The organism is Neobacillus rhizophilus (assembly GCF_018343535.1).
Taxonomy (GTDB): domain Bacteria; phylum Bacillota; class Bacilli; order Bacillales; family Cytobacillaceae; genus Neobacillus; species Neobacillus rhizophilus.
The window spans coordinates 958,314-985,251 of sequence record NZ_JAGYPF010000002.1 but is presented as its reverse complement, the minus strand read 5'-3'; the positions used below and the strand labels follow the sequence as shown (position 1 = coordinate 985,251).

The 26,938-nt window shown below is 40.3% G+C and carries 23 protein-coding genes and 1 pseudogene; 11 read left to right on the top strand and 13 right to left on the bottom strand.

The annotated features are described in order from the left end of the window. Positions 1–12: 12 nt before the first annotated feature. The 8 genes from eno to rpoN all read right to left on the bottom strand — a co-directional run bounded on the left by eno (position 13) and on the right by rpoN (position 9,172). Positions 13–1,311 (bottom strand): phosphopyruvate hydratase, encoded by a 1,299-nt coding sequence (eno, locus tag KHA99_RS12475; protein ID WP_213117760.1) that lies wholly within the window; start codon positions 1,309–1,311, stop codon positions 13–15. 207 nt (positions 1,312–1,518) lie between these two features. Further along, a complete protein-coding gene (gpmI, locus tag KHA99_RS12470; protein WP_213117759.1) occupies positions 1,519–3,051 on the bottom strand; it encodes a 2,3-bisphosphoglycerate-independent phosphoglycerate mutase in 1,533 nt (510 codons plus the stop codon). After that, entirely contained in the window at positions 3,044–3,805 is a 762-nt protein-coding gene (gene tpiA, locus KHA99_RS12465) for a triose-phosphate isomerase (protein WP_213117758.1), read from the bottom strand. Before tpiA ends, gpmI begins: the two co-directional genes overlap by 8 nt. A 151-nt stretch (positions 3,806–3,956) precedes the next feature. Beyond that, complete coding sequence (locus tag KHA99_RS12460) at positions 3,957–5,141, bottom strand: phosphoglycerate kinase (protein WP_213117757.1); 1,185 nt, start codon at positions 5,139–5,141, stop codon at positions 3,957–3,959. Between the two features lie 164 nt (positions 5,142–5,305). Continuing rightward, a complete protein-coding gene (gene gap, locus KHA99_RS12455; RefSeq protein WP_213117756.1) occupies positions 5,306–6,313 on the bottom strand; it encodes a type I glyceraldehyde-3-phosphate dehydrogenase in 1,008 nt (335 codons plus the stop codon). Positions 6,314–6,379: 66 nt separating this feature from the next. Then, positions 6,380–7,402 (bottom strand): sugar-binding transcriptional regulator, encoded by a 1,023-nt coding sequence (locus KHA99_RS12450; RefSeq protein ID WP_213117755.1) that lies wholly within the window; start codon positions 7,400–7,402, stop codon positions 6,380–6,382. A 143-nt stretch (positions 7,403–7,545) separates the two neighbouring features. Continuing rightward, a complete protein-coding gene (locus KHA99_RS12445) occupies positions 7,546–7,794 on the bottom strand; it encodes a glutaredoxin family protein (RefSeq protein ID WP_213117754.1) in 249 nt (82 codons plus the stop codon). Positions 7,795–7,849: 55 nt separating this feature from the next. After that, positions 7,850–9,172 carry an RNA polymerase factor sigma-54 gene (gene rpoN, locus KHA99_RS12440; RefSeq protein ID WP_213117753.1) on the bottom strand — a complete coding sequence of 441 codons (1,323 nt, stop codon included), beginning with the start codon at positions 9,170–9,172 and terminating at the stop codon, positions 7,850–7,852. A 301-nt stretch (positions 9,173–9,473) separates the two neighbouring features. Here rpoN and KHA99_RS12435 point away from each other — a divergent pair, with 301 nt between their 5' ends. The 4 genes from KHA99_RS12435 to KHA99_RS12425 all read left to right on the top strand — a co-directional run bounded on the left by KHA99_RS12435 (position 9,474) and on the right by KHA99_RS12425 (position 11,148). Beyond that, entirely contained in the window at positions 9,474–10,100 is a 627-nt protein-coding gene (locus tag KHA99_RS12435; RefSeq protein ID WP_213117752.1) for a hypothetical protein, read from the top strand. Positions 10,101–10,108: 8 nt separating this feature from the next. Then, positions 10,109–10,384 (top strand): alpha-helical endospore appendage domain-containing protein, encoded by a 276-nt coding sequence (locus KHA99_RS31700; RefSeq protein ID WP_504740123.1) that lies wholly within the window; start codon positions 10,109–10,111, stop codon positions 10,382–10,384. Between the two features lie 74 nt (positions 10,385–10,458). Continuing rightward, positions 10,459–10,686, top strand: coding sequence for a hypothetical protein (locus KHA99_RS12430; protein ID WP_213117751.1), 228 nt, complete (start codon positions 10,459–10,461; stop codon positions 10,684–10,686). 177 nt (positions 10,687–10,863) lie between these two features. After that, positions 10,864–11,148, top strand: a complete 285-nt coding sequence (locus KHA99_RS12425) for an alpha-helical endospore appendage domain-containing protein (RefSeq protein WP_213117750.1) — start codon at positions 10,864–10,866, stop codon at positions 11,146–11,148. A 664-nt stretch (positions 11,149–11,812) separates the two neighbouring features. Here KHA99_RS12425 and KHA99_RS31510 read toward each other — a convergent pair. Further along, a pseudogene (locus KHA99_RS31510) lies at positions 11,813–11,881 on the bottom strand (sugar phosphate nucleotidyltransferase); the annotation flags it as partial. 450 nt (positions 11,882–12,331) lie between these two features. Between KHA99_RS31510 and KHA99_RS31370 the strand changes: the two are divergent. The 7 genes from KHA99_RS31370 to KHA99_RS12375 all read left to right on the top strand — a co-directional run bounded on the left by KHA99_RS31370 (position 12,332) and on the right by KHA99_RS12375 (position 20,748). Further along, positions 12,332–13,144, top strand: coding sequence for an alpha-helical endospore appendage domain-containing protein (locus tag KHA99_RS31370; RefSeq protein ID WP_307852050.1), 813 nt, complete (start codon positions 12,332–12,334; stop codon positions 13,142–13,144). Between the two features lie 1,032 nt (positions 13,145–14,176). Further along, a complete protein-coding gene (locus KHA99_RS12405; protein WP_213117748.1) occupies positions 14,177–15,304 on the top strand; it encodes an alpha-helical endospore appendage domain-containing protein in 1,128 nt (375 codons plus the stop codon). Between the two features lie 649 nt (positions 15,305–15,953). Beyond that, positions 15,954–17,153, top strand: coding sequence for a glycosyltransferase (locus KHA99_RS12395; protein WP_213117747.1), 1,200 nt, complete (start codon positions 15,954–15,956; stop codon positions 17,151–17,153). Positions 17,154–17,242: 89 nt separating this feature from the next. Continuing rightward, the gene (locus KHA99_RS12390; protein WP_213117746.1) at positions 17,243–17,575 is read left to right on the top strand and encodes an alpha-helical endospore appendage domain-containing protein; all 333 of its coding nucleotides are present in this window, start codon (positions 17,243–17,245) and stop codon (positions 17,573–17,575) included. A 233-nt stretch (positions 17,576–17,808) separates the two neighbouring features. Beyond that, positions 17,809–18,135 carry an alpha-helical endospore appendage domain-containing protein gene (locus KHA99_RS12385; RefSeq protein WP_213117745.1) on the top strand — a complete coding sequence of 109 codons (327 nt, stop codon included), beginning with the start codon at positions 17,809–17,811 and terminating at the stop codon, positions 18,133–18,135. A 1,652-nt stretch (positions 18,136–19,787) separates the two neighbouring features. Beyond that, a complete protein-coding gene (locus tag KHA99_RS31365) occupies positions 19,788–20,546 on the top strand; it encodes an alpha-helical endospore appendage domain-containing protein (RefSeq protein ID WP_307852049.1) in 759 nt (252 codons plus the stop codon). A gap of 58 nt (positions 20,547–20,604) precedes the next feature. Further along, positions 20,605–20,748, top strand: a complete 144-nt coding sequence (locus KHA99_RS12375; protein WP_213117744.1) for a hypothetical protein — start codon at positions 20,605–20,607, stop codon at positions 20,746–20,748. Between the two features lie 558 nt (positions 20,749–21,306). On the opposite strand, the gene KHA99_RS12370 is transcribed toward KHA99_RS12375, so the two are convergent. The 4 genes from KHA99_RS12370 to KHA99_RS12355 all read right to left on the bottom strand — a co-directional run bounded on the left by KHA99_RS12370 (position 21,307) and on the right by KHA99_RS12355 (position 26,451). Further along, the gene (locus KHA99_RS12370; protein WP_213117743.1) at positions 21,307–22,125 is read right to left on the bottom strand and encodes a hypothetical protein; all 819 of its coding nucleotides are present in this window, start codon (positions 22,123–22,125) and stop codon (positions 21,307–21,309) included. A 298-nt stretch (positions 22,126–22,423) separates the two neighbouring features. Beyond that, entirely contained in the window at positions 22,424–23,698 is a 1,275-nt protein-coding gene (ltrA, locus tag KHA99_RS12365; protein ID WP_213115845.1) for a group II intron reverse transcriptase/maturase, read from the bottom strand. 528 nt (positions 23,699–24,226) lie between these two features. Next, positions 24,227–24,829 carry a recombinase family protein gene (locus KHA99_RS12360; RefSeq protein WP_213117742.1) on the bottom strand — a complete coding sequence of 201 codons (603 nt, stop codon included), beginning with the start codon at positions 24,827–24,829 and terminating at the stop codon, positions 24,227–24,229. A 611-nt stretch (positions 24,830–25,440) separates the two neighbouring features. Beyond that, positions 25,441–26,451 carry a hypothetical protein gene (locus KHA99_RS12355; RefSeq protein ID WP_213117741.1) on the bottom strand — a complete coding sequence of 337 codons (1,011 nt, stop codon included), beginning with the start codon at positions 26,449–26,451 and terminating at the stop codon, positions 25,441–25,443. Positions 26,452–26,938: the final 487 nt, after the last annotated feature.

Below are 26,938 nucleotides of genomic sequence, written 5' to 3'. Positions count from 1 at the left end.
TTTTATTAATAATTACTTCTTCAAGTTGTAGAAAGACTTGATTCCGTTATATTGTGCAGTTTCACCTAATTGGTCTTCTATACGAAGTAATTGGTTGTATTTCGCCACACGGTCTGTACGGGATGGCGCACCTGTCTTGATTTGGCCAGCGTTTGTTGCAACAGCGATGTCCGCAATTGTTGCATCTTCTGTTTCACCAGAACGGTGAGAGATAACAGCAGTGTAGCCTGCGCGCTTAGCCATTTCGATAGCATCAAAAGTTTCAGTTAATGTACCAATTTGGTTAACTTTGATTAGGATAGAGTTACCGATTCCTTTTTCGATCCCTTCAGCAAGCTTCCTCGTGTTCGTTACGAATAGGTCGTCACCCACTAATTGAATTTTCTTGCCAAGACGCTCAGTTAAAAGCTTGTGGCCTTCCCAGTCGTTTTCATCTAAACCGTCTTCGATGGAGATGATTGGGTACTTAGAAGCAAGCTCTTCATACCAGTCAACCATTTCTGCAGATGTTTTCACAACACCTTCACCAGATAAATGGTATTTGCCGTCTTCTTTGTTGTAGAACTCAGAAGATGCAGCATCCATAGCAAGCATAACTTCTTCTCCAGGCTTGTAGCCAGCTTTTTCGATTGCTTCTACAATGGTTTGAAGTGCTTCTTCGTTTGATCCTAGATTTGGAGCAAAGCCGCCTTCGTCACCAACAGCTGTATTAAGGCCTTTACCTTTAAGAACTGATTTTAATGTGTGGAAGATTTCTGCGCCCATGCGAAGTGCTTCTTTGAAGTTTGGAGCACCTACAGGCATAATCATGAATTCTTGGATATCCACGTTGTTATCAGCGTGCTCGCCGCCGTTTACGATGTTCATCATTGGAACTGGAAGCTGCTTGGAGTTGAATCCGCCAAGGTATTGGTATAAAGGAACATCTAAGTAGTTTGCTGCAGCATGAGCCACTGCCATAGATACGCCAAGAATTGCGTTTGCACCTAATTTGCCTTTGTTTTCAGTTCCGTCTAACTCGATAAGAGCCTTATCAACAGATACCTGATCAAGTACGCTGTAGCCTTCTTCTACTAGCATTGGCGCGATAATGTCGTTCACGTTGTCAACTGCTTTTTGAACACCTTTGCCAAGGTAGCGGCCTTTGTCACCGTCACGAAGTTCAACTGCTTCGTATTCACCAGTTGAAGCACCACTTGGTACTAATGCACGGCCGAATGCGCCTGATTCAGTGAAAACTTCAACTTCTACTGTTGGATTACCGCGGGAATCTAATACTTCACGAGCATAAACATCAATAATATATGGCATTTTTAATTCTCTCCTTTGAAAAATTAATTTTATTAATTAAGTTCTGTTAATTTTAGATGAAAATTACATCCTGTTAGCGTATTTTCAGGTTTTATTGGCGAATTCGGAAGTCCTATTGGCGAATTTCGCGGTTCTATTGGCGAATGCCAGCATTCTATTGGCGAATTTCAACGTTCTAAAGGCGAATCAAATTTTTTAAGCGAACTCCTACTTAATCAACGACTTTCCAGTCATTTCCGTAGGCTGCTTCACGTTTAAAAGATCCAGTATAGTTGGCGCCAAGTCTCCAAGGATACCGCCGTCACGCACCTCAACACCCTGTTTTGTGACAATCACCGGCACTGGGTTGGTGGTGTGCGCTGTCATTGGATTTCCCTCAAGGGTCACCACTTCATCAGCATTTCCGTGGTCGGCAGTAATAATCGCTGTACCGCCTTTTGCAAGAATTGCATCAACAATTTTTCCTAAACACTCATCCACTGCCTCGATCGCTTTAACAGTTGGCTCTAGCTTTCCGGAGTGACCAACCATATCTGGGTTGGCGAAGTTTAAGAGAATCGCATCGAACTTATCCGCTTCGATTTCCTTCAACAAAGCATCGGTCACTTCGTAGGCGCTCATTTCAGGCTGCAGATCATAAGTCGGTACCTTTGGTGAGTTGATTAAAATCCGCTCCTCGCCAGGGAACTTATCCTCGCGTCCGCCGCTCATAAAGAACGTCACATGCGGATATTTTTCTGTTTCGGCAATGCGCAGCTGTTTCAAATTATTTTGAGACAGTACTTCACCTAACGTGTTGTCCAAGTTCGTCGGCTTAAAGGCCACGTAGCCGTCGACCGACTCGCTGAAATGCGTTAAACAAACAAAGTGTAAATGTTTCGGATGCTTCGGTCCGCGGTCAAACGAACGGAAGTCTTCGTTTGTAAATGTATTCGAAATCTGGATAGCCCGGTCCGGACGGAAGTTATAGAAAATAACGGCATCGTTGTCCTGGATAGTTGCAACAGGCTGACCGTCTTCCTTAACGATGACCGATGGCAGGACGAATTCATCATAGATTCCGTGAGAATAAGAGTCCTCTACAACCTCTTGTGGGCTCTTGTAAGAAGGACCTTCTCCATACACCATTGCCCGGTATGATTTTTCAACACGCTCCCAACGCTTGTCACGGTCCATGGAATAATAGCGTCCAGAAATGGTGGCGAATTCACCGATACCAATCTCCTTCATTTTTTCCATAGTCTCTTTAATATATGTTGGTGCTGTTTGCGGACCGACGTCGCGGCCGTCAAGGAATGCGTGAATATATACTTTTTCCACGCCTTCTTCCTTGGCCAATTTTAAAAGGGCAAACATATGATTAATATGGCTGTGCACACCGCCGTCTGACAGAAGGCCAAACAGATGCAAAGCTGTGCCATTTTTCTTCGCGTGCTCCATTGCGCCAAGGAAGGTTTCATTTTTTTCAAATTCCCCTTCACGAATAGCAATGTTCACACGAGTTAAGCTTTGGTAAACAATCCGGCCAGCACCGATATTTAAATGGCCAACTTCTGAGTTTCCCATCTGCCCCTCAGGTAAGCCGACTGCTTCACCGCTCGCGGTTAAATGGTTATGCGGATATGTTTCCCAATAGCGGTCAAAATTTGGCTTTTTCGCATGGTAGACCGCATTACCTTTATGCTCATCCCGGCAGCCGAAGCCGTCAAGAATGATGAGGGCAACAGGAGCTTTACTCATATTTACCACCCTCTAGTAATTGCAAAAATGATTGCGGTTCAAGGCTTGCGCCGCCAACAAGGGCACCGTCAATATCAGGCTGTCCCATGTATTCTTTAATGTTTTCTGGTTTCACGCTGCCACCGTACTGAATACGGATAGCCGCTGCCACATCTTCGGAAAATTGCTTAGCAGCAACTTGGCGGATGTGTGCACACACTTCGTTTGCATCTGCAGCAGTCGAAGATTTACCTGTTCCGATTGCCCAAATTGGTTCGTAAGCAATGACCGTTACTTTTACTTGATCCTCCGTTAAGCCTGTGAGAGCTTTTTCAATCTGAGAGCCAACAAGGTTCATAGTCTCGCCATTTTCACGTTGCTCTAATGTTTCACCGCAGCAAACAATCGGTGTTAGGCCGTGTTTAAATGCTGATAAAACCTTTTTATTAACTGATTCATCTGTTTCATTGAACATTTCACGGCGCTCAGAATGGCCGATGATAACGTATTGAACGCCTAAATCAGCAAGTGCTACAGGGCTGATTTCACCTGTAAAGGCACCCTTTTCTTCGAAATGCATATTTTGTGCACCGATTTTCACTTCGCTGCCTTTGACCGTTTCCACAAGGCTTTGTAAAAATAACGCCGGTGCACAGATAACAGAATCCATCTTATCAGCAGCAGGCACTAGGCCTTTCACTTCTTCAGCAAAGCTCTTCGCTTCGGAAAGTGTTTTGTGCATCTTCCAGTTACCTGCAATAATTGGTTTACGCATGCTGGAACATCCCTTTCTTTGGTAAAAAAATTGAAATGTAGATATCAGTCCAAGATTTGTAGATATCTGCCTAAAATTTGTAGATATATTTTAAAAATTGTAGATATCGGCTCAATCTTTGTAGATATCCCTCTTAAATTTGCAGATAAAATTATTTATCGTTCAACGCCACTACACCTGGAAGTGCTTTTCCTTCCATAAACTCCAGTGAAGCGCCGCCGCCTGTGGAGATGTGGCTCATTTTTTCAGCAAGGCCGAATTTTTCAACTGCCGCTGCAGAATCGCCGCCGCCAATAACGGAATACGCACCTTCAGCATCTGCCAAAGCTTGTGCAACAGCCTTCGTACCGCCAGCGAACTTATCGATTTCAAACACACCCATTGGCCCGTTCCAAATGACAAGCTTGGATTTTTGAATGACATCGCGGTAAATTTCCGCTGTTTTTGGTCCGATATCTAATGCTTCCCAATCGGCAGGAATCTCTTCGATCGCAACCACTTTTGTGTTGGCATTGGCTGAAAAATCGTCAGCAACGATCGCATCAACCGGCATATAGAAGTTAACGCCCTTCGCTTTTGCTTTTTCCATAAAGGATTTAGCTAAGTCAATTTTGTCTTCTTCAAGCAGCGATTTACCGATTTCATGGCCCTGTGCCTTAACGAACGTATAAGCAAGGCCGCCGCCAATAATCAAGTTATCGACTAATTCTAATAAATTTTCAATAACACCAATTTTGTCCTTTACCTTTGCCCCGCCAATAATTGCTGTGAATGGACGTTCCGGATTTGACAATGCCTTGCCAAGAACATCAAGCTCTTTTTGCATTAAGAAGCCTGATACTGCTGGCAAATGGTGTGCGATTCCTTCTGTGGAGGCATGGGCACGGTGCGCAGCACCAAATGCATCATTTACGTAAACATCAGCAAGCTCTGCTAATGACTTCGCAAGTTCTGCATCATTCTTTTCTTCACCAGGGTAGAAACGAACATTTTCAAGCAATAAAACGTCTCCTTCAGTCATGGAGTCGATTAATGCTTTAACAGAATCGCCGTAGCCTTCATCTGCTTTCTTCACTTCTTTTCCAAGCAGTTCAGACAGGCGGACCGCTACTGGAGTTAGTCGCATTTCTTCAACCACTTTGCCCTTTGGTCGGCCTAAATGGCTCGCCAGAATTACTTTTGCACCCTGTTCCATTAAATATTGAATCGTTGGCAGTGCCGCACGAATTCGCGTTTCGTCGGTAATTTTTCCATCCTGCATTGGAACGTTGAAATCCACCCGGCAAAACACGCGTTTACCCTTCACATCAACATCTTTTACTGACTTTTTGTTCATCGAAAAAGGACCTCCTTATGTATGGCTATTGAAAAAATCCCTGGTAAAACACAGTAAAAAAGGAGAGGGGCTCCCATCACCCACTCCCCTTGGAATACCATTAATCATTATAAATAGTTTGCGGTAAAAATTCCATTCCTATCCAACGGGATTCTGAAAAAGAATTAAAGTCCTTTTTTAGCGATGTAATCAACAAGGTCAACAACGCGGTTAGAGTAACCAACTTCGTTATCGTACCAAGATAATACTTTTACCATGTTTCCTTCAAGAACCATTGTTGATAAACCATCAACAGTAGAAGAAACTGTAGCACCGTTGTAGTCGCTAGAAACTAATGGAAGATCGCTGTATGCAAGAATACCTTTTAATGGACCTTCAGCAGCTTCTTTAAGAGCTGAGTTAATTTCGTCAACAGTTACGTCTTTTTCTAATTCAGCAACTAAGTCAACGATAGAAACGTTAGGAGTTGGTACGCGCATAGCCATACCATTTAATTTACCTTTAAGTTCAGGTAAAACAAGTGCAACTGCTTTTGCAGCACCAGTTGAAGTTGGGATCATGTTTTCAGCTGCTGCACGGGCACGACGGTAGTCCTTATGTGGTAAGTCTAGGATTTGTTGGTCGTTAGTATATGAGTGAACAGTTGTCATCATACCGCGTTTGATTCCGAAAGTATCATTTAATACTTTAGCAAATGGAGCTAAGCAGTTTGTAGTACAAGATGCGTTTGAAAGTACATGGTGGTTAGCTGCATCGTACTTGTCTTCGTTAACACCCATAACAATTGTGATATCTTCGTTAGTTGCTGGAGCAGAAATGATAACTTTCTTAGCGCCTGCTTCAAGGTGTTTTGCTGCATCTTCGCGCTTTGTGAAACGACCAGTAGATTCTACTACTACGTCTACACCAAGGTCGCCCCAGCCTAATTGTGCAGGGTCACGCTCAGCAAGAACCTTCACTTTGTGGCCGCCAACTACTAGGTATTCACCATCAACAGTTACATCTTCTGTAAGTGTTCCGTGAACAGTGTCATATTTTAAAAGGTGAGCAAGCATATTTGCATCTGTTAAGTCATTGATTGCTACGATTTCCACTTCGCTATTGTTTAATGCCGCACGGAATACGTTACGACCGATACGTCCAAAACCATTAATACCAACTTTTACTGTCATGTTAATTTCCTCCTTTAAATGGGCAGGGTTTTATTATTAAAAAGGAATAATCCTTTTCATTAACTATTACTGGTTTAATAAATTGTTTGCGGCCCCTTCATCCGTAATTAATATCGTGGATGGCGGTGCCTGCTTCATATAAGCCCTGATTGCTTTCGCTTTTGACGCTCCGCCAGCGACTGCAATCACGTTTTGAATCTTTGCCAAATCCTCTAGCTGAAGCCCAATGGTGACCACTTTGTGGACAATCTCGCCTGCTTCGCTAAAATAATAGCCGAAAGCCTCACCGGCAGCTTTACCATTTTCCAGCTTTTCCAATATATCAGGGTTCGTCTTGCGCCGTTCGGCCATTGTCATAGCATCCCCAATTCCATGGAGAACCATGTTGGCTGAGCGGATTAATTCCAAAACTTCGTGGATGCCGGGTTCCTTAATCAAGGAGTCATAAATTTCCGTGCTGACCTGATCGGGAACATAAAAGACGCGGTGTCTTGAATGGGTGTTTTGCGCCATATTGGAGCAAATCGTGTTGGCTTGATTTTGAACATCCTCGCCAACCCCGCCTCGTGCCGGTACAAACAGCAATTCCTTGCCTGAGGCTTCAGGTGACAGCCATTCCGCTACGGCAGCCATCGTTGAACCGCCTGTAACAGCGATGATATTTTCCCCTTGAAAAAGCTTTTTCATGCAGGCTGCAGACGCCTTGCCAAGCTCGCTTTTTACCATGGGCGATTCGTCGCTGTCTCCTGGAACAATGATGACCTTCTTGATGCCAAGCTGATGTTTTAGTTCCAGCTCCATGACGTCGATACCCTTCAACTCACGCATAAATCCGTTTAAATCCTCAAGCAAATTTTTTCCTTCAAGAGTTAAACTCATTCCTACATTGTTTGTATAAATAAGATTTTGCTCTTTGAGGAATTCTACTTCACTACGAAGGATTCTTTCGGTTAGTCCAAGGCTTGTGGCTAAACTCCTCCTGCCTACAGGCTGCATCATCCCTATGTATCTTAGGATGGAATGACGTTTTTGCAGGACTGGAAGGAAATCGGGCAATAATCTTTTTGTCATATCGATGAATGACTGCATGCTTTCCATACTCCTTTATTATATGCAGTTGGTCAAAAAATGTCCACCATAGACATATTATGTCCCACAACCACCAAAAAAAAATCACCCTTACTACGTTTTTTATTGTAGCAGGAGTGAAAATTTAATTCAACCAATAAAACTTAGGATTTTTCTTGCAAACGATTACTTATTTCAAACTTGTTAATGAACCCGTAAGCAGCTTCTTCCCCATCAATGTGGACAACCGGGATCATCAGCCCATAGCGCTCATGAAGCTCATCATCCTGCTCAATATCGATTTCATCCAGGGAGAAATCATATTCCTCCTTCAGCTCGAGCAAGGCCGCTTTCGCTTTGTCGCATAGAGGGCAGCCGTTTCTTGTATATAGGGTAATGATTGTTTGCGGCATTGTTTGTATCCTTTCTACCTTTTATCCTGGGGGCAGCTTATCCCAAATGCCCCCGCTAGTTAAACCTCTTCCTCTTCGAAGAAGACGGGATGCCAAGTTGGTCCCGGTATTTGGCAATCGTTCTTCTAGAGACGACGATGCCCTCCAAGACCTTTAATTGCTCCGCGATATCCTGATCAGAAAGCGGCTTTTCTTTATTTTCTTTTTCAATCAGCTTGCTAATAGCATTCTTTACCTGTGTCGACGAGGTGGACTCTTCCTCAGATACGGTTTGGATAGTACTCGAGAAAAACGATTTCAACGGAAACGTCCCAATCGGAGTTTGCACATATTTTTCCCGAACTGCCCGGCTGACAGTCGATTCATGAACATCCAACTCGGAGGCAATTTCCTTCATCGTCATCGGCGCCAAATATTGCGGACCCTTTTGGAAAAAAGCCGGCTGCTTTTCGACAATCTTGGTAACTACCCTTGTCAGCGTTTCCTTTCGCTGCTCAATGCTTTTTAAAATCCATTGATAATCCTGTACCTTCTCATGAAGAAATTTGCTGACCTGCTGATCCTGGTCCTTAAATTTATGAAAATATTTATTATTAAAACTAATTTTCGGTATGGGGTCATCAAACATTCGGACGATTAGCCCTTCTTGTGTTTGTTCGATAATCACATCTGGAATGATGTAAGAGGCTGCCTCTTTTCCTAGAAGCGCCCCCGGTTTCGGGTTCAAAAATTGGATCTCGTCAAAAACATCTTGGATCTCTTTTAACGAGACCTGTAGCTCCTTCGCAATTTGCTTCCATTTCTTTTCGGCAAACGGGACAAAATAGTCCGAAATAATTTTTTTGGCGAGCTCGTTGTCAGGCAAAAGATAATCTACCTGGATATGCAGGCATTCCTGCAAGCTTCTCGCCCCAATTCCCGCCGGTTCAAGCGTCTGGAGAACGGCCAGGCCGTCTTCAGCCAGTTCAAGCGGTATTCTTAATGTTGCAGCTACCTCGTGTAAATCGCCGGTAAAGTAACCGTTTTCATCTAAATTCTGAATAAGATAGCGAATTGCCTTTAACTCCCCCGCCGGTAGCTTTGATATATTTAACTGTGAAATTAATTGTTCCTCAAGCGAGTATGGCTTTGTGCCAATCTGCTCAATCCAGTCTTTTTCCGTCTTTTGATGTTTGCGCCGGTTCCGGTCAAGCAGCGGATTCATCGGTCGCTCATTGACATTTTCAATTTGTACTAGGGGATTTTCAAGTGCCTTATTTTCTAAAAATGCTGTCAATTCTTGCGCTGAATACTGCAATAAGGCAATCGCCTGGGACAGTTCCTGCGTCATGGTCAATTTCAGAGTTTGTTGCTGCCATAAACCTGCCTTAAAATTCATACGTTTCCCCCCTTCTGTTTTATTTTACATGAAAGGGGTGAATTCGTGAATGGGAATTAGTTGGTTGGATTTAATTAGTCAGTTTAAACACCTGTTCCTGTTATACTGCCATTTCGGTCCCATCAAATTTAGTAAGAGTAAATTCTAACCAATATGGTATTCCCTCCAATGGTTGTAATTCGTTTTCTATAGCTCTTCTTTTAGCATCTTTCGAATTTCTTTTTCGCCACGTTATGTTTTTAAACACCAATCCGGGCATTAACACATATATATACCGTGTGAAAAAAAATCAAAAAGAGGTGTGGAACAATGCCGAAGCATCATGACAAGGATGGTGGCCCAAAGCGACCGCATAAAGGTCCCGGCAGTAGTGGCAGAAGTGGTAGCAGCAGAGGTAGCACCAGTAAAAAACATCCGCATAAAGGTATCCACAGCAGCGAAAGCAGCGACAGCTTCGGAAGCAGCGACAGCAGCAGCAGCTTCGGAAGCAGCGAGAGCAGCAGCAGCTTCGGAAGCAGCGAGAGCAGCAGCAGCTTCGGAAGCAGCGAGAGCAGCAGCAGCTTCGGAAGCAGCGAGAGCAGCAGCAGCTTCGGAAGCAGTGAAAGCAGCGACAGCTTCGGAAGCAGTGAAAGCAGCGACAGCTTCGGAAGCAGTGAAAGCAGCGACAGCTTCGGAAGCAGTGAAAGCAGCGACAGCTTCGGAAGCAGTGAAAGCAGCGGCAGCTTCGGAAGCAGTGAAAGCAGCGGCAGCTTCGGAAGCAGCGGCAGCAGTGGCAGCCGTGGCAGCAGTGGCAGCAGTGGCAGCAGCGGCAGCAGCGGTAGTTGTGGTAGCAGTGGTAGCAGTGGTAGCAGTGGTAGTTGTGGCAGTAGTGGCAGTAGAAATCGAAAAAAACGCTCCTCGAAGAAACGCCGTAAAAAACGATCATTAGATAAAGTTCTGTTTAAATTAATTGAATCCATTGCTAAGGAAGAAAAGGCTCTAGCCAAACTTATTAAAGCTGAAGCCGAAAAAATCAAAGCCTTTGTAGGCAAAAAGGGCAATTTTCCTACTAAACCATGTAATGATGACATCCTTGATATAAATCATTCGGTAAGACAAATGCTCGAAACCATTGTGATGAAGGAATGGCTTTTACTAAAGAAATTGGAAAATACACTAGAGGTCATCAAAAAGGAAAAAATTGTTTGTCATAAATGCAAAAAAAGGCATTGAAAATGTACAGATCATAAAGACCCCAAAGATTAATCACTTTTGTCTTGTCTTCCATGGGAAAGGGGGAAATATACATGGAGGAGCATGTTAGTGAAAAGTTTAGCCAAATGTTTGAAGAATCTCTCTCCCATATTGAATCATCCTTCACTCACCTTTTAAATTCCCTCAGTATGCTTGAAGAAGCGGCGGAGGAAAAGGACGATTTTTTTATTGTATTAAGAGATATAAAGGCTATAAGGGATTCTATTCTAGAATTTAAGAAACTGGCGGACGAAAAGAGAAAGATGTTAATTGTAAAATGAACAGACCGCAAAAATGCTGTCTGTTTTATTTATGGGTCCAGTTTGGGCTCATTTTCTAAAGAACGAATTGTTTTTTCTTTCTATTGCACAAAAAGATATTGAAAACATAGGGTATAGTGTGCAGAAATTTGCGGAGGTTTAATCAGTAAAAAGCATAACGAAAAGAGGAGGTCCAAAATGGGTTTACCGGAAATTCCAAAAGATTTTCATATCCCCAAAAGGCGGGATGTAGTTACATTGAAGCTGGCAGGTATTGCCTTGATGGAACAATCACTGGCAAATTTATTAGAAACAGAGGTAAAAATACTTCGAAAAACAGTGAAGGATGTTAAATGTAAAAAAGCATCAAGGAAAGATTTAAAAAAGGCAAACAGGAAGGCCGAACGAGTGCTGCGCGCAATCATTGCGAAAGAAATTTTGTTATTGTTTGAGCTTGAAGATACGATTGATTTCTTACTTTAAAAATTTTTCAGGGCAATCCTTGAGAACTGGATTGCCCTTATGCATAAGTTTTAACTGAACTTTCACTCACTTCCAATAGATTTCTTTCATTTCTTCCCGTGACATAAACAACCGAACAATATCTCCTTCATCCAGTTTACTCCCCATTTGAACTTCCTGATTTCAAGATCCTCACTTGCCTTGATTCCAACTTTGCGCTTAATGGAATAGTTAGCACATCGCCCTTTTTTACAATGGACAATTTGTCTTCCAGAACGAATTTTCCCTCACCTGCAACAGCCACTCATACTTCACTCCGGTGATGATGATATTGATAGCTGAGGTTATGCCCCGCAAAAACGAACAATCGCTTTGTCGGTACTTCCATTCCCTCAGTGGATTTCTTGTATTCCAAGACAGGATACCGCCCCCAACGGCGCTCCACGAACATAGGCCGTTGTTCGATATCTTTGACAATTTCTTTGACCTGATGGCTTGCGGATCTTTATGAAACCAAAATACCATAAGGACTAGCTGCTACCATAAGATTCGAAGCACCTAATACAAATACAGGTAAATCTATAAGCATGATTTACTAATTGATTCAAATCTTATTGCCGCCAGATATTTAGAATATGGATTCAAGCTCATCATCAAATCGTGACAGCACCTTTAAAAATTGCTACGATCTGGAGTCATTGGAAAGAGGCCACAATCGTTTCCCGGAACCTCCTGAGAGCAATATAAGTTTCATTTTAGGCACATCTATATCATAATTATCCAATTTTTACATTCGCTTGAATTACCATCATATGAGTGCATATAGCATTATGAAATAGATAAAATCCCATTAATTCAGGTTTAACAAATAAGCTGTATTTAATAAAAGTAAGCAAGTGGATTTTAGTAAGGTTTTTTCACCCCCTAAAAAAAATGGGCGAATAGAAACAATTTTTTGTTGAAAAGCCCGTACTATTCGGAACTTTATTCGTATCCTGCTAGTGTATAAGTTTTAATAGTAACCTGTACTATTCTCGTATCATCCACTCTGTAAGGATTCATATCTGTTTCCGGATACCAAAATGAAAGTGCAGGTTCTATTTCAAACTTAATAAAATAAATGAAATGGAGTGAGTAAATGTCGAATCCAAACATCTTTAATATCACACCCACAATTTTGCTTAGTGTGGGACAAACTGTTCCATTGCTTCTTGCTTCAGTCGCACTCGAAGAACTAGCTTTGGCTCATTTGCTGAATGCGGAAGCCGAGAAGCTTCAATTCGTTCTCGGAACAATAACCCCTACTAGAACAACATTTTCCCCTGCAGTCGTTTCTTTATCAAATCTTATTGATCTCGATACAAGTGTTCAAAGAACCATTCGTGATATGATTAAAAAGGAAATGCTGCTAGAGTTCAAATTTGAAAACATACTGGATCTTATACCAACAATATGTACTCCAACAACAGGTGCTACTTTCTCAAACCCACAGCCAATCAACCCTATAGATGGGGTACCTGGAACTAATCCTTATCCGTCAAATATTACGGTCTCTGGTTTACAAGGTACCATTTCTAAAGTAACAGTTACAATTACTAACTTTGTTGACGACGGCGGCGCCCCACAACCACCTGCTAATGTTGCAAACCGTCAACATGATATGTTCTTAGTCGTCGCTCCGGACGGCACAGCTGTCCTTATATTTTCACATAATGGAGATAATGGTCCTGTCGGTCCGGTAACTTTGACGTTTGACGACGATTCTCCAAACCCATTACCAGTAGCCGCGGGAGGAACTTTGACTTCCGGTACGTTCAGGCCGAGCAACCAGTTTGATAATCATACTTTTCCTGCCCCTGCACCGCCTGCACCATATGCATTAGCATTGAGCGCGTTTAACGGTCTGGATCCGAATGGCACATGGAGCCTTTATGCGTTCGATGAATTTGGGGGAGCACATTCACGTATCGAAGGTGGATGGTCTCTAACGCTTTCTACAGCTTGTCCCTTAATCTAATAATCCAGACTGAATAGGAGAATAAAGTTATAAAATATAGAAAGCTCAGTTCAAAATGGACTGAGCTTTTAATGATTAGGTTTTTGACTTTATAGTAACGCTTCAATGGCTACTAGACATCGAAAACTACCGGCTGCTCTTCCTTCACAAAACACCTAACCAGTAATCATAAATTTCCTTTAATGCATTCTCAAGTTTCCGTTTTGGTTTGCATCCCGTTAATTTAAACAATTTTTCAGGTTCTCCTGCTAATCAAGGGAATTCTGCCCCTTTTATTCCCTTGGGTAAATTAGTAAATCAATCTTTTTGTTTGAAAAATTTATAAAATGTCTATATATCTTGAATATTAACACCCTGACCAGTTCACATATTATAAGTTTCCCCTGCACTGCCAAAACGTGAAGTAGGGTAATAAGCCTCCTCAATATCCCCATACATAGGTAAAATCCCTTTCATTTTTAAAATTCCCTATTTGGGGGTGATAGAATCGTTCGTTATTTCTTTGTTAAAAAATGCAATCTGATAGGCAAAATCAGAGGTTACGAAACTCAACCTTTGGCCGGAACCGAAAATGAGTGAATGATACGAGAATAATAAAGGTTACTACCAAAACTGATACCACCAGCACCACCAGTACCGCCAGAGATAATTGAGCCGCCGCCGCTGCCACCGCCAGAAATCAACATCTTCAAGTGACTTTCTGACAACCTGATCACAAATGGAATCAATTTCGGCTCGGGGAGAGGGATCTATAGAGAGAATCTTAGATTGGAGTTCCTGATCCTTAATAGCTTTATTATGTCTTTTTCCCAGCCCCTAAAAAATGGACAACCTGAATCAATTTATAAAGTGAGTAAGCCCGTACCAATAGGAATTTTTTTCGTATTATGCAAGTGTATAAGTTTAATTTGCAACCTTATTGATTCTTAACATCATTGATTCAGTAAGGATTGATTTCAGTGTCCTAGAAACTAGTTTAAGCTGCAGGTCCTAAATCGAACTTATATAAAATAAATGAAATGGAGTGATCAAATGTCTAATCCAAACATCTTTAATATCACACCCACGATTTCGCTTAGTTTGGGACAAACAGTTCCATTGCTTCTTAGCTCAGTCGCTCTCGAAGAACTAGCTTTGGCTCATTTGCTGAATGCAGAAGCGGAGAAGCTTCAATTCGTTCTCGGAACATTAACCCCTGCACGTACTACTTTTACTCCCGCAACCGTTTCTCTTACAAATCTTCTAGATCTTGATACTAGTGTTCAAAGAACTCTTCGTGACGTGATCAAAAAGGAAATGTTATTGGAATTCAAATTTGAAAACACATTAGATTTAGCTGGATTTTTGGCAAACTTGGGGACTTTCACATTCACCACACCAGGAATTTTTACAATCACTGTTCCGGAATTCGCGACAACCGCTCGAATCACAGCAATAGGAGCAGCAGGCGGCAGCGGTACTACAGCAACAGGTGGCAGAGGCGCCTCTATGCAGGGTGACTTCCCGGTCACACCTGGACAAACATTGTCCATCCTAGTGGGACAACAAGGCGGCGTAGGAAACAATCCAAATGCCGGACAGGGCGGTGGTGGCGGTTCCTTTGTATGGAGCGGAACACCACTTAGCTTTACTTCCCTACTGATCGCTGCCGGCGGCGGCGGCGGGTCTGGTGACAATAGTGCCAATGGAGGCGACGCTAATACTAATTTTACCGGCGCTAACGGCACCGGTGCAGGCGCTGGTCTCGGCGGTCTGTCTCCTACAGGTGCCATCGCGGCTACTGGCGGAACAGCAACTGGCGGAGGCGGAGGCGGAGGCGGCAGTCTTACGATAGACGGCACAGATGGAGGTCCTAATCCGAACGCTGGCGGCAAGGCAGGAAAGTCTATTGTTTCTGGCGGGGCTGGCGGGGCTGGCGGTTCCCTCGCTGGTAGACTTGGAGGTAGTGGCGGTAGTGGAGGCGGTGCTGGAGGCGGTTCCAGCGCTGGTGCAAATGTCGGCGGCGGCGGTGGCGGCGGCGGCTTCAACGGCGGCGGCGGTGGCGGGGCCAACGGCGGCGGTGGCGGCGGCGGTTCGCTTAATAAAGGTGCAAACCAGGTGAATACAGCTGGCGGCGGAACTGGAGATGGAGTAGTTATCATTAGTTTTAGTGGGCTCTAGATGTACGATATGTTGGAAGTTCTTTAATAACACAAACGGTGGGGCAGCCCGATACTTTAGGGTTGCCCCATTGTTTCTATCAAAGCAAGATTTCAATGGTATCTTCACAATAAAAGTATTACAATCGAAAATAATAGCACGCAGAAATCACTCGGCCTTCCTGTTTGCCTTTTTAGGTCTCAATGGGAAGGCTTTTTTACGTTCAAATTACAACAATTTGGCTAAAGAAAGCAAAGGTTCCAATCAAATTATTATTTCTGTTCTTGAACAAAGCTTGGAAATGGTAAACCGCGATTGTGTAGCTGCATAGCATAAAAAAGATGCTGTCACTTAAGGGATAAGAATTTGAAAGCTGTAATTTTGCCTGGATGTTACGGGACGAGAATCAGTGAAGAAACAGAATTTAAGCCTAAGCCAATGATTCGATTGCAAGACTATGACCGGTAAATTGAGGACCGACTCAATAAATTTTTAGATTTCCAGTCTTCAACAGCATCCACCTCAAGTTTCATCACGGGGGTTTCTTTCTTCACTTCCACATTATATTGAATAACGATGAGGTTGTTGCCAAAAAAGCACTTTTACCTAGTTAAAATCATAATATATCAAGTGTTTGATTACTGTTTTTATAAGGAGTGAAAGAAAAAACATGGACTTTAAGCGGTTATCGTTATGCATGATTGTAAAAGATGAAGAGGCATTTATCGAAAAGTGCCTTAACAGCACAAAGGGGGTTGTAGACGAAATCATTATTGTAGATACCGGATCTTCAGACCGAACCGTTGAAATCTGTAAATCATTTGGAGCCGAGGTTTACGAATTCCCGTGGAACAATAGCTTTGCTGACGCACGCAACTACGGATTCGAACGCGCAACTGGGGATTGGATTTTATGGATGGATGCAGATGAACAGGTCGATGCTTCTGATGTTTATAAAATGCGTGATATTCTTTATTCCGATGAAGATATTTTATCGATTCATTTGATTAATTATTATGGCGAACGCCCTGAACCGGAAAAAACCTTTGATATAGCCCATACTCGTCTTTTGCGGAATCATAAAGGATTTAAATTTCAAGGCAAAATCCATGAAATGCTAAACGCAGAAGAGGTTCTGACGGTACCAGAGGATGGCATGACCATCAAGCATGTTCCCATAAAAATTCACCATTATGGTTATTTGGATTCGGTAACTAAAAATAAAAAGAAATTTGAACGTAATATTACCATGTTAGAGGAAGAACTTAAACAAGAAGACCATAGCCCCTGGATTAATTACCATATTGCCGCAGAGTATTATGGGCAAGAGGAATATAGTAAGGCATTTGATCATGTCAATAAATCCATTAGAGATTTCCTAATGCGGTTACAAACCCCCCCATCGCTTTTATATCGATTAAAGTATTCCATATTGATTAGTACTGGAAGCATCGACGGGGCATGGCCAAGTATTGAAAAAGCGTGCGTACTCTATCCGGATTATGTAGATTTACATTTTTATAAAGGCATAATCTTATATATGAAGGATATGCACAAAGAAGCATTGGAGGCGTTTGATCTATGTCTTGAAATGGGTGAAGCGAATATAGAGTATCTTACCCAAAAGGGGATGGGTACCTTTCAAGCATTACACTATAAAGGATGCTGCTTCGAAAAGCTGGGGCAGATTGAGGAGGCTGCAAGGTGTTATGCAATGGCGGCAAGCCAATCGAAAACATTTCATTCTCCCGTAGAAGCTCTTCGTAGCCTGTTGCCGAAGCACCAAGACCTATTTAGTCCATTAACGGAAGATTGCGAAGATGAAACGCTAATCGCAAAGGCACTCAATCTCAATTCTCCTAAAAAATAAAATCAAATAAAAAATAGATTATTTGCCGTGACGCTCATCGAGGGGAATAAATACACTGTAATCAGATATAAAAGAAAGGAGGTGATTTCATGTCACAAGCTAATATTAGTAGTATCACTCCTACAATTTCTCTTTCGACTGCACAGACTATTCCATTGCTTTTGGCTTCTGTTGCCCTTGAGGAATTGGCTCTGGCTCACATCATTAATGCTGAAGCTGAGAAGCTACAATTTGTCCTCGGAACATTAGCAGGAACTACCCGTGTATTCACTCCTAACACTGTTACGTTGACTAACCTGCTTGATATCGACGCAAGTGTCCAAAGAACACTTCGTGATGTGATCAAGAAGGAGATGCTGCTTGAGTTTAAGTTCGAAAATATTCTCGATTTGATCGCTATTACCCCAAGACCTTTTGTATAATTTCCAACATCTCTTTATCGAAATATCATCAAGAGGTTGGGGGTAGTACAAGCTCAAACTGAGCTGGTTTATTCCTGTTTACTTTGCTCCCGATTGGCATACAATTGTATCCAATCGGGAGCATTTTTAATGGAATAAACTCAGCATGGCAAATATCATAAAAATAGTTGTGTCATACTTTAGCCTGTAAAAATAAACTAACATTAGCGCTAAAGAAAAACGAGGTGATAACAATGTCTCAAGCCAATATCCCGAATATTAGTCCAGTCACATCAATTAAAACTGATCAGACCGTTACATTGCTGCTGGCTTCCATTGCCCTTGAGGAGTTAGCCCTTGCCCACGTCATTAATGCTGAAGCTGAAAAACTTCAATTTGCACTCGGAAAATTAAAGCCTACAAAAACAAAACTTTCTCCTAAAAAGCTTTCCGCTTCAAATCTTTTTGCCATCAATGCTAGTGCTGAAAGAATCCTTCAGGATGTGATCAAAAAGGAGATGCTGCTGCAATTTAAATTGGAAAACGTTCTTGATTTAATGGACATGAAGCCTCAACCATAGTCTTATTGAATCCCGGGAATGAAAAGCCTTTCAATTCCGATTATTACTTTGCTATTTTAATTTACCGAAACATAAACTTTCGAAGTCATTCTTTATTTTTTGTTAAGGTAAATTGCTTTTCTAAGTAGCTTTATTAAAATTTAATTCAAGATGGGATTGCGGAGGCAACCCCATCTTTTTTCAATATTCTTACAAGCCTTTGTTCTCTCATATTAATTTTTATGGGACTTTTTTAGTCTTTTCATTTTTTTCGATTCTATTATTGGTGCAGGGTATCATCTACCAATTGGGGCAGACCGTTATCATCACAACCTGTCTCGCACGGTAAAATGGACATCTAAATTTCAGATTTCAGTATCAACACACGCTAAATGCAATGAAATCATTGAAATCATTAAATCTTCTGATACAATTTTTCTTATTCAACTCTCTCCCGAGTAGGCAACATTGCCTGCTCGGGATTTCTTTGTCCAAATGGGCTCTTCATTTTCCTGTTCACTCATACCAGAATTATCGGAACCGATACATTTACTGACATTCTAACTGGCACAATTTGCCCAAGCTGCGACCCAACAGGCAGTGGATTCACACATACACGCATAGAGACAGGAAATTTTCCTTCTACCGTAATTTTCAGATCTAACACAATCACTTTGGTCACATGTATAGGCACATCAGGTAACTTCCGAAGAATGGAAGTAACGGGAACTGGAACAGGATTTGTGGCAGGTGGTGTACCGTTCTCTAGTAACTTCAGTTTGCTATTGGAAGATTTCCCTCTTCAAGATCAGTTCACATTAGTTTAAAATGATCAATTCGGGAACCCCTTCACATTAAATGATACCTAACTGTACCAGGAGCCATCAACAAAACTCCTTGCCCTTAATTTTGTCAAACATTGGGTTCAAACAATTCCCATTCCGATTTGGAATGGGAATTGTTCGTTTTCGTTTGTTAAAGGAGAGGAATAACACTATGAGTGATCAAGGAAACCACGAGCTAATAAAACAAGGTGGTTGCGTCTGAGGAAAACGCCGCCAGTTATAATCCAGAGACAAAAATGAGACGGAGCAAATCCTTATCAATTCGGTTCATTTTTCTTGGCTATTTCAGCTAGTTATTCTATCTCTTGGCGTACCATTATTGAGCGGAAAAAGGAAAACGATTAAGTTATACGGCTCGCACACCCCTGAAATACGAAATGCGAATGTCCAATTTCTGAGTCTATAATTGCAGGAGGCTATCCTCTACCAATTGGGGACGGACCGTTAACAGCCGATTTCATTCTATAAACTATAAAATGGGCATTTATATTTCTAGGTTCTCGTGTCAAGCCTGTACAAAAATGTAATATTGAAATAATATATCACAGGTGTAATATTGGAAATATTCAGGTCATGCATAGTGTTCACCTCTTCCTGAGTAAGCGCAGGACCCTGCTTGGGAATTTTTCTCCAAAAATCCAGCTTCATTTTGTTATATCAAAAAACTGTTAAAACGAATGGGCGGCAGCCTTTTTTTTGCTAGTTTATACGAAAAAACAGACAAAAACACAATCTCTTAAATTTTACTTGAATATAAATAATAGGGAATGAAGGTTAAAACAGCTTTTGTTCCACTCTAGGACTACTTATCAAGGAGGTGAAAAATTTATGAGTTTACCAAATTTCCCTAGTATGACACCTACCATTTCTCTTAGCACTGCACAAACTGTTCCATTACTGTTGGCTTCGATTGCCCTTGAGGAGTTAGCTCTCGCTCACCTTGTAAACACAGAAGCGGAAAAAATTCAATTTGTTCTTGGCACCTTAACCCCAGCAAGGGCATTCACTCCTGCAACAGTTTCGTTAACCAATCTTCTTGCTCTCGACGCTAGTGTTCAAAGAACCCTTCGTGACGTGATCAAGAAAGAAATGTTACTAGAGTTCAAATTTGAAAATGTTCTTGATTTGATCGCTGCTGTTGGAGGCGGAGGTCCAACACCAGGTACATGTGGGTGTAGTGTTTTACTACCTGCAACTTCAATCACACTTAATCCTCCTATTCCAATCCCTATTATACCTGGTTTCGTGGCTGCTATAGCAACACTGAATATCAACATTTGTCCTAGTTGTGTAGCAGGCGATTCTGTTTTCGAATTAACATTGATTGCGTCGGGTGGTTTAGGAACCTTAGGTTTTACTATTGGTGCAATTTCAAGTGTTGTTTGCACAGCTGAAACTGTGACCATTATGGGTACCGGAGATGTAACCTTTAATGGAAATCCACTTGTAACTGGTGTTAGTTTTACTATTACCATTAATCGTATTACTAATACCGTGACTGTAAGGGTACCAAGCGATACAGGTAATATACTGAATGTAACAATCACAGTACCAGTACCAATAACTATTGGCAGTACTTGCCCGTAGCTTTTAATGGACGAAGAGACAGCATTTTTGCTGTATTTTCTAAAAGGGGGGGGAAAAAATGAATGAACAAAGCAATAATGAGCAAAGTACAGCCAACCAACAAAACACTATAAAATCATCAAATTCCCAGCCAATCGTAAAAAGATCGATTCAAATCATTAAACACGGTGGTTGCGGCTGTGGAAAACGCCGTCAAATATAAAATAATGGCAAACTAAAAAATAAGGCGGAGCAAGAAAAGCAAATAATTATAGAATACAGACTTAAAAGGTGCATGCCAGATAACCTTCTTTTAAACCAAAGGAAGGTTTTGTTGTATTTTGCTTGATATAGTTGTTATCCTATATCATAGGAAATTATTTCTACTTATAGGTAAGAATCAATAAATGTACTATTGCTGTTCCTAATCCTACCACAAGTATTTTCGATCTGAGTAAGAGAGATTTTCTTACTTGCCATTGATGAGTTCTACCATCAAAGGTTATACACGAATGAAAAAGGAAATTAAAAAAGACCTTGCCATTGCTGAAAAACTCAACAATAACAAAGTCTGTAGTACGCCCTCGGCAGGAATCGAACCCACATTTTAAGAACCGGAATCTTACGTGCTATCCGTTGCACCACTTTCGGTTCAAAAAGCTTTAAGGCGTTAATATACCAATGGTTTATGCTTGTTGAATGTTTTTCATTACGTGTTATCCCTACAAATAATGATACTGAAACATGTACTAATTTGCAAACAATTCAAAATTAGACGTTATTAATTAGGTTTATTGTTGGTTAAAAGGTCGAAGATAAATGGTATTACTGCACCTAAAACCGCCCCTAACAACAATATCACAACAGCATAAATCCAGTGGTCTTTAATGGCTTCATAAACTGCTTGTGGAGACAAACCATAGGGTTCATACCATTTAGCATTTGTTTTCAGATTTCCTGATGCTACCTTGTCCAAAATAGAATGAAATACATCAACTTTCTTAAGTGTTGACATGTGGAGTTTTACATATTCTTTGTTAGCAAATGCTACAGCTTCAGATTGTCCATCCAAAAAATCTCTATTGGAGATTTTATTTTTTTCAATTAGTTTTTCTAACCGAGGATGCCCGATATAACCTACTCCATAAATATCGATAAGTAATCTTGCTAAATCATACTTTTTTTCATCATCTATTGTTTCTGGTCTTCCTCCCAAGACCCTAAACCTATTTTCTAAAGCTTCAAAACCAAAATTTAAATCCCTCATATTCCAGTGAAGCCAATTATAAGATTTATGTTTCTTAACAAATTGAAAAAATTCCTTTAACATTTCTTTTTCTAAATCATCATAATTTTGTTCTATATCCTCGAACGGTATTTTTTTTATTTCCGCTAATTTATGAATAGAAAACGATTTTGTTTGAGCTGTATTATAATACCTTACTGCAATTGATGTTACTCTTGGTGTATAGCCACTCTCTACATTATAGAAACTTTCACAGGAATAATGGATTAATACAAGATGTGAAGCATTATTTACAAGTTCATTAATTGACTCAAGAGCCTTTTTTCTTTTTTTGATTCTATGATTAAGATTCAAGCTATCGCCACCCTTTAATCACATAATGTACCAACCTTAGCAATCTTTTATTATACTACAAATTCACAAATTTTAACATCTAACTCCAATATTAATTGCCTTTAAAATATTTTCAGATTTATAAATTTTTTATATTGTGTGGATGAGTCTGCCTAGCCCATAACCCACCAATCCCCATGATAGAAATGTGTAAATATACCCCCATATTTATTGCAATCGAGTAGAGGGAAAATAAAGCAGTTTATTTTCGCCCCTCTCACAACACCGTACGAACGGATCGCGTATACGGCGTTTCAATTTATATTACAGTGTGTACTTTTAAGTAACGTTCAAGAGCAGAGGGTATCCCCCTCTGCTTTAGTCTTTTGTTTGAGATTGCTCTTTGAACAACTTTCGATAACCCGATATACCGGTAACCTTTCCGGCAGAACGTTAATCCTTTTGCTTCTTCTTCGGGTATACCTAGTTGGATTAGCGACTTGATTTGTTTTCTAGGAACTTTCCATTGTTTCCAAATGATTACTCTTATTCTTGAGCGTAATTTCATATCTATTTGGGTCATTGCTTTTCTCATGTTTGCAATTCTAAAGTAGTTCACCCATCCAAAAATGACTTGTTTAAGCTTAAGAATTCTGAAATCTAGAGAGACGCTCCCGTTTCGTTTTGTAAGTTGTCGTAGCTTTCTTTGAAATTTCTGTAATGACTTTGGGTGAGGTTTCACTTGGTATCTCTCAGTTTTGAAGTCATAGTAGTATCCAAATCCTAAGAATTTTAACTCTTTAGGGCGAGAGATTTTACTCTTTTCTGCATTAACTATCAACCCTAATTTTCCTTCTATAAATCTCACGATTGATTTCATCACTCTGTTTGCTGCTTGCTCGCTCTTCACAAAGATTAGGGAGTCATCCGCATATCTAACGAAACGCAATCCTCTACTTTCTAGTTCCTTATCTAGTTCGTTTAACATAATATTACTCAATAATGGACTGAGGTTTCCTCCTTGCGGAGTCCCGACGGGAGTCTCTTTATATTTCCCATTTACCATAACTCCACTTACTAAGTATTTTCTGATTAACGAGATGACATCACCATCATCGATTGTGTTTGCGATAATTCGCATGAGTTTATCATGATGAACTGTATCGAAGAATCTTTCAAGGTCAATGTCTACTACCCAATCGTGTCCATCATTCAGAATTTCCAAACTTTTTATAATAGCCATCTCACAGCTTCTTTTTGGTCTAAAGCCGTAACTGAATTCGCTGAATTGCTTTTCGAATATCGGACTGAGAACTTGATGAATTGCTTGTTGAACTACTCTATCCACTACTGTTGGTATTCCCAACATGCGCATCTTGCCATTTTCTTTTGGGATTTCCACTCTTAAGGCAGCTTGTGGTTGGTATTTTCTTGTTCTGATGCGCTGACGTAGCTCATCTTTGTTCTCTTTCAGATATCGCTTCAGTTCATCGACTGTTATTCCATCAATCCCACTAGCACCTTTGTTTTTATAGACACGTAAGTAGGCTTCATTCATATTTTGATTGCTTAGAATCTGTTCTAAAAGTTCCACACTCGTTTCTCCTTTCCTCTCACGTAATAAGTGATAGCTCCATTTTGGTTATCCTTTGAGATACGCTCATACTTTCCCCATTAACACATTCGGAGTACGTCACTTATGCATTCGTGGCGTTGAAACACTATAAATTGTTCAGCCCTTCATGAACTAATTTCACTACTATGGCTTCTGCTGACTTCTTGCGGCTAACCTTTTTCGACTGTACTAGTTGTACACCCGCAAGACCTCCCAGGGTAAGACAACAATCTTTCCTCTTTTACTCGCCTGATTTACTCTACAAAGTTACGCACATCTTTTGGACTTTGACTTGAATTGGAGCCTCATCCCTTTGTAAAGCCTTAGTATCAGATTTCTGTTCGTCGAGCCAAGATTTTATTCCACGCTTCCTCCAGCCCTTACCTCACGATAAGTACCTTGCGCTTCCTTAGTGGTTGGTTGATGTGTACCCCCACAGTGGACTTTCACCACCTAGATAGTTGCCATGCCTGGCACACAATTGAAAGAGACCCCTTGGGAGTCTCCTTAGCTTGCTTCAAATTCCTTAACCTTGCGATAGAATGTTGCCTTTGTCATGTTTGATTGCTTCATTGCTTCAACTGCCGTGATATTTCCTGCTCTCCATTCCTTATAAGCCTTTTCAAACTCAGATGTAATAGATGTTTTAGGTCTTCCTAGGTGTTTACCCTGTGCCTTTGCTGAAGCTATTCCTTCAGCTTGACGGGTCTTTATCTTAGTTCTTTCTTCTTCAGCAACCCATGATAAAACCTGTAAAACCAAGTCAGCTACGAAAGAACCGATCGAGTCATTGTATTTACGTGTATCCAATAATGGCATATCAATTACAACAATATGTGCTTTGATGTTTTGGGTAATATCTTTCCACTCGTTAAGAATCATCTCTTTGTTCCGACCTAGTCTATCTAAAGAATGAATGTACAGTGTATCTCCTTTACGCAAACGCATTTTCAAAGCTTGGTATTGAGGTCTGTTAAAGTCTTTGCCGCTCTGCTTATCGATATGAATATCACGCTCATCAATTCCAAGAGCATACATACTATCCAGTTGTCGTGCTTCGTTTTGGTCTTTACTACTTACTCGTACATATCCGAACTCTTTGTTATCCATGTTTAAATCCACCTTGTTATTTGATACTCTAATCTTACTGAAATAGTATCAAAAGGTCAATGGAAATTATGATACGTGCCAAAATTTGATTTGATACCATATGAGACTATCTAAACACTTATTCTTCCGTTTCATAAATTACGTTTCAAAAAGTGTACCTTTTGAAACGTATAGTTTATCGAGAACAAAGAACAATATGATTAAAGCAGCGATATCTATCCTTTGATATCACAATTAATGTTACACCTCTGTTATTGATTACTCTTATCGAAAAACATCAGTTTATTTCTATATGTTTTATCACTTTACTGCACCAAAATACATCATTTATTTGAGTCGTGTCGGAAATTTACCAAACGTCAATTTGTGAATGAAAGTGGTTCTGCATTCAACAAAAGGCACAAACAAAACCCTATAGCTCCTACAAATACCCTTAGATTGATTCGCAACCACAAAGCAACCATTAGTTAATCACAGCTTGTGTACAACTAAAAAAGCATCCAACTAATTTGGATGCCTTCTTACAACTATTTCACTTGTTCTTACAATAATTCTTTCTTAATAAACAAATATGATATAAACGCATAAGAAAAATTTCTACAAAACATAATTTAGAAAAAGAAAGGTGAACATAACCAAAGTTTAACAATATTTGCGTCATTCTTATTTAACCTCTCTAATAAACTAGGTAAAAATGGCATAGTATCTTTACCTTCATAAATTCCCAAAAAGAACCTATAAAGTAACTCTTCTGATGTTGACCAACCCCATTTAAACCCACTCACAGGTCTAACCATATATGGTGTTTCGATAAACCAAACATCCCTAAATGCTACAATCCTTGAAAGAGAAGACTTTTCCCACATCTCACAAAAAACATAGGCAGGAGTACATTTATTAAATTTTTCATTTATATGACCATGGATAACATTAACAATACCTTTACAAACATTGACTGATTCGTTAAAGTAGTCGACTGTTATAGGTAAGTATTCTCCCAATTTATTTGTCCTTGCTTTTGAACCAGCCTTTCTTAAATAAATACTGTTACTTCTCCACCCGCCATGCATTCCTGCATCCCTAGAAGCCTTCATTTCAATAAAACTATCCCAATATATATCAAGTAATTCCTTTTCAGCTGAAATAATTTCAATCAAAGATTTTTTATATTCTTCTGGTTTCTTATATAAAGAATCAGTGACATGTTTTTCAGCCATCATTTCAATAATCTCTTTCACATCCCCAGAATTGATTATGTTGCCACTATCTGTTGATTTAACACTAATTTTTTCTGGGTAACTAACCAAAATCTCCTTCATTAATTGAGACAGATAATCTTCTATACTTGCTATTGAAGCAATAAAAAGCTGTGAACGTAAAAAAGGTGGTACTCTATTGTCTGGTGAGCTTAATCCTTTTAAATTTCCATCTACTCTACTAAGTTCGCTTGGTAGATTTTCTCCTGCTTTTCTTAAATGTCCAAATAAGGCAAAGCTATCCCCATATCCTGCTTCTATAGTTGATGCAGCAATAAACCTATTAGTATGAATTAAAGCCTCAAATTCTTTAACCTTATTAGTTGAAATTGCGTTAATATTATTTAATAAATTTACCTTATACATACATTTATTCTCTCTCCTAGAATTTTTTGTTTATAGGATAATTATACCATGGGAATTGATAGAAACTTGATGTATTAAACTAGTTTTAATTGAGGCTAAATCGAGACTTTCCTAGTCTTCATTAAATCAAGCGTGACATTATTAGATGAAGCACTTCTTCTTGATAAAGTTTAGTTTTATTAATGTTTGTGTAATGCGGTAGACTGAATACAATCTTATTCAATAATCCGCTTCAATATACGAAAAAGGAGTGCCTCGATGAAAGACACTCCTCATTCTTCAGGCATTCCAATTTCTCCACCTTTGATCTGGCTTTTATCAGTTTTGAAATGATATTCTGCAAGTGGCAATGCCCATTCATATGCCCAAAAAAAGGAATGGTGTATGTTTGAAATATAAAAATCTAGCAAACGTCTCATGCTCGTTACTTTGAAAATAACTAATTTTTTTATAGAACCATAGAATTATTTTAAACACTGTTTTAAAA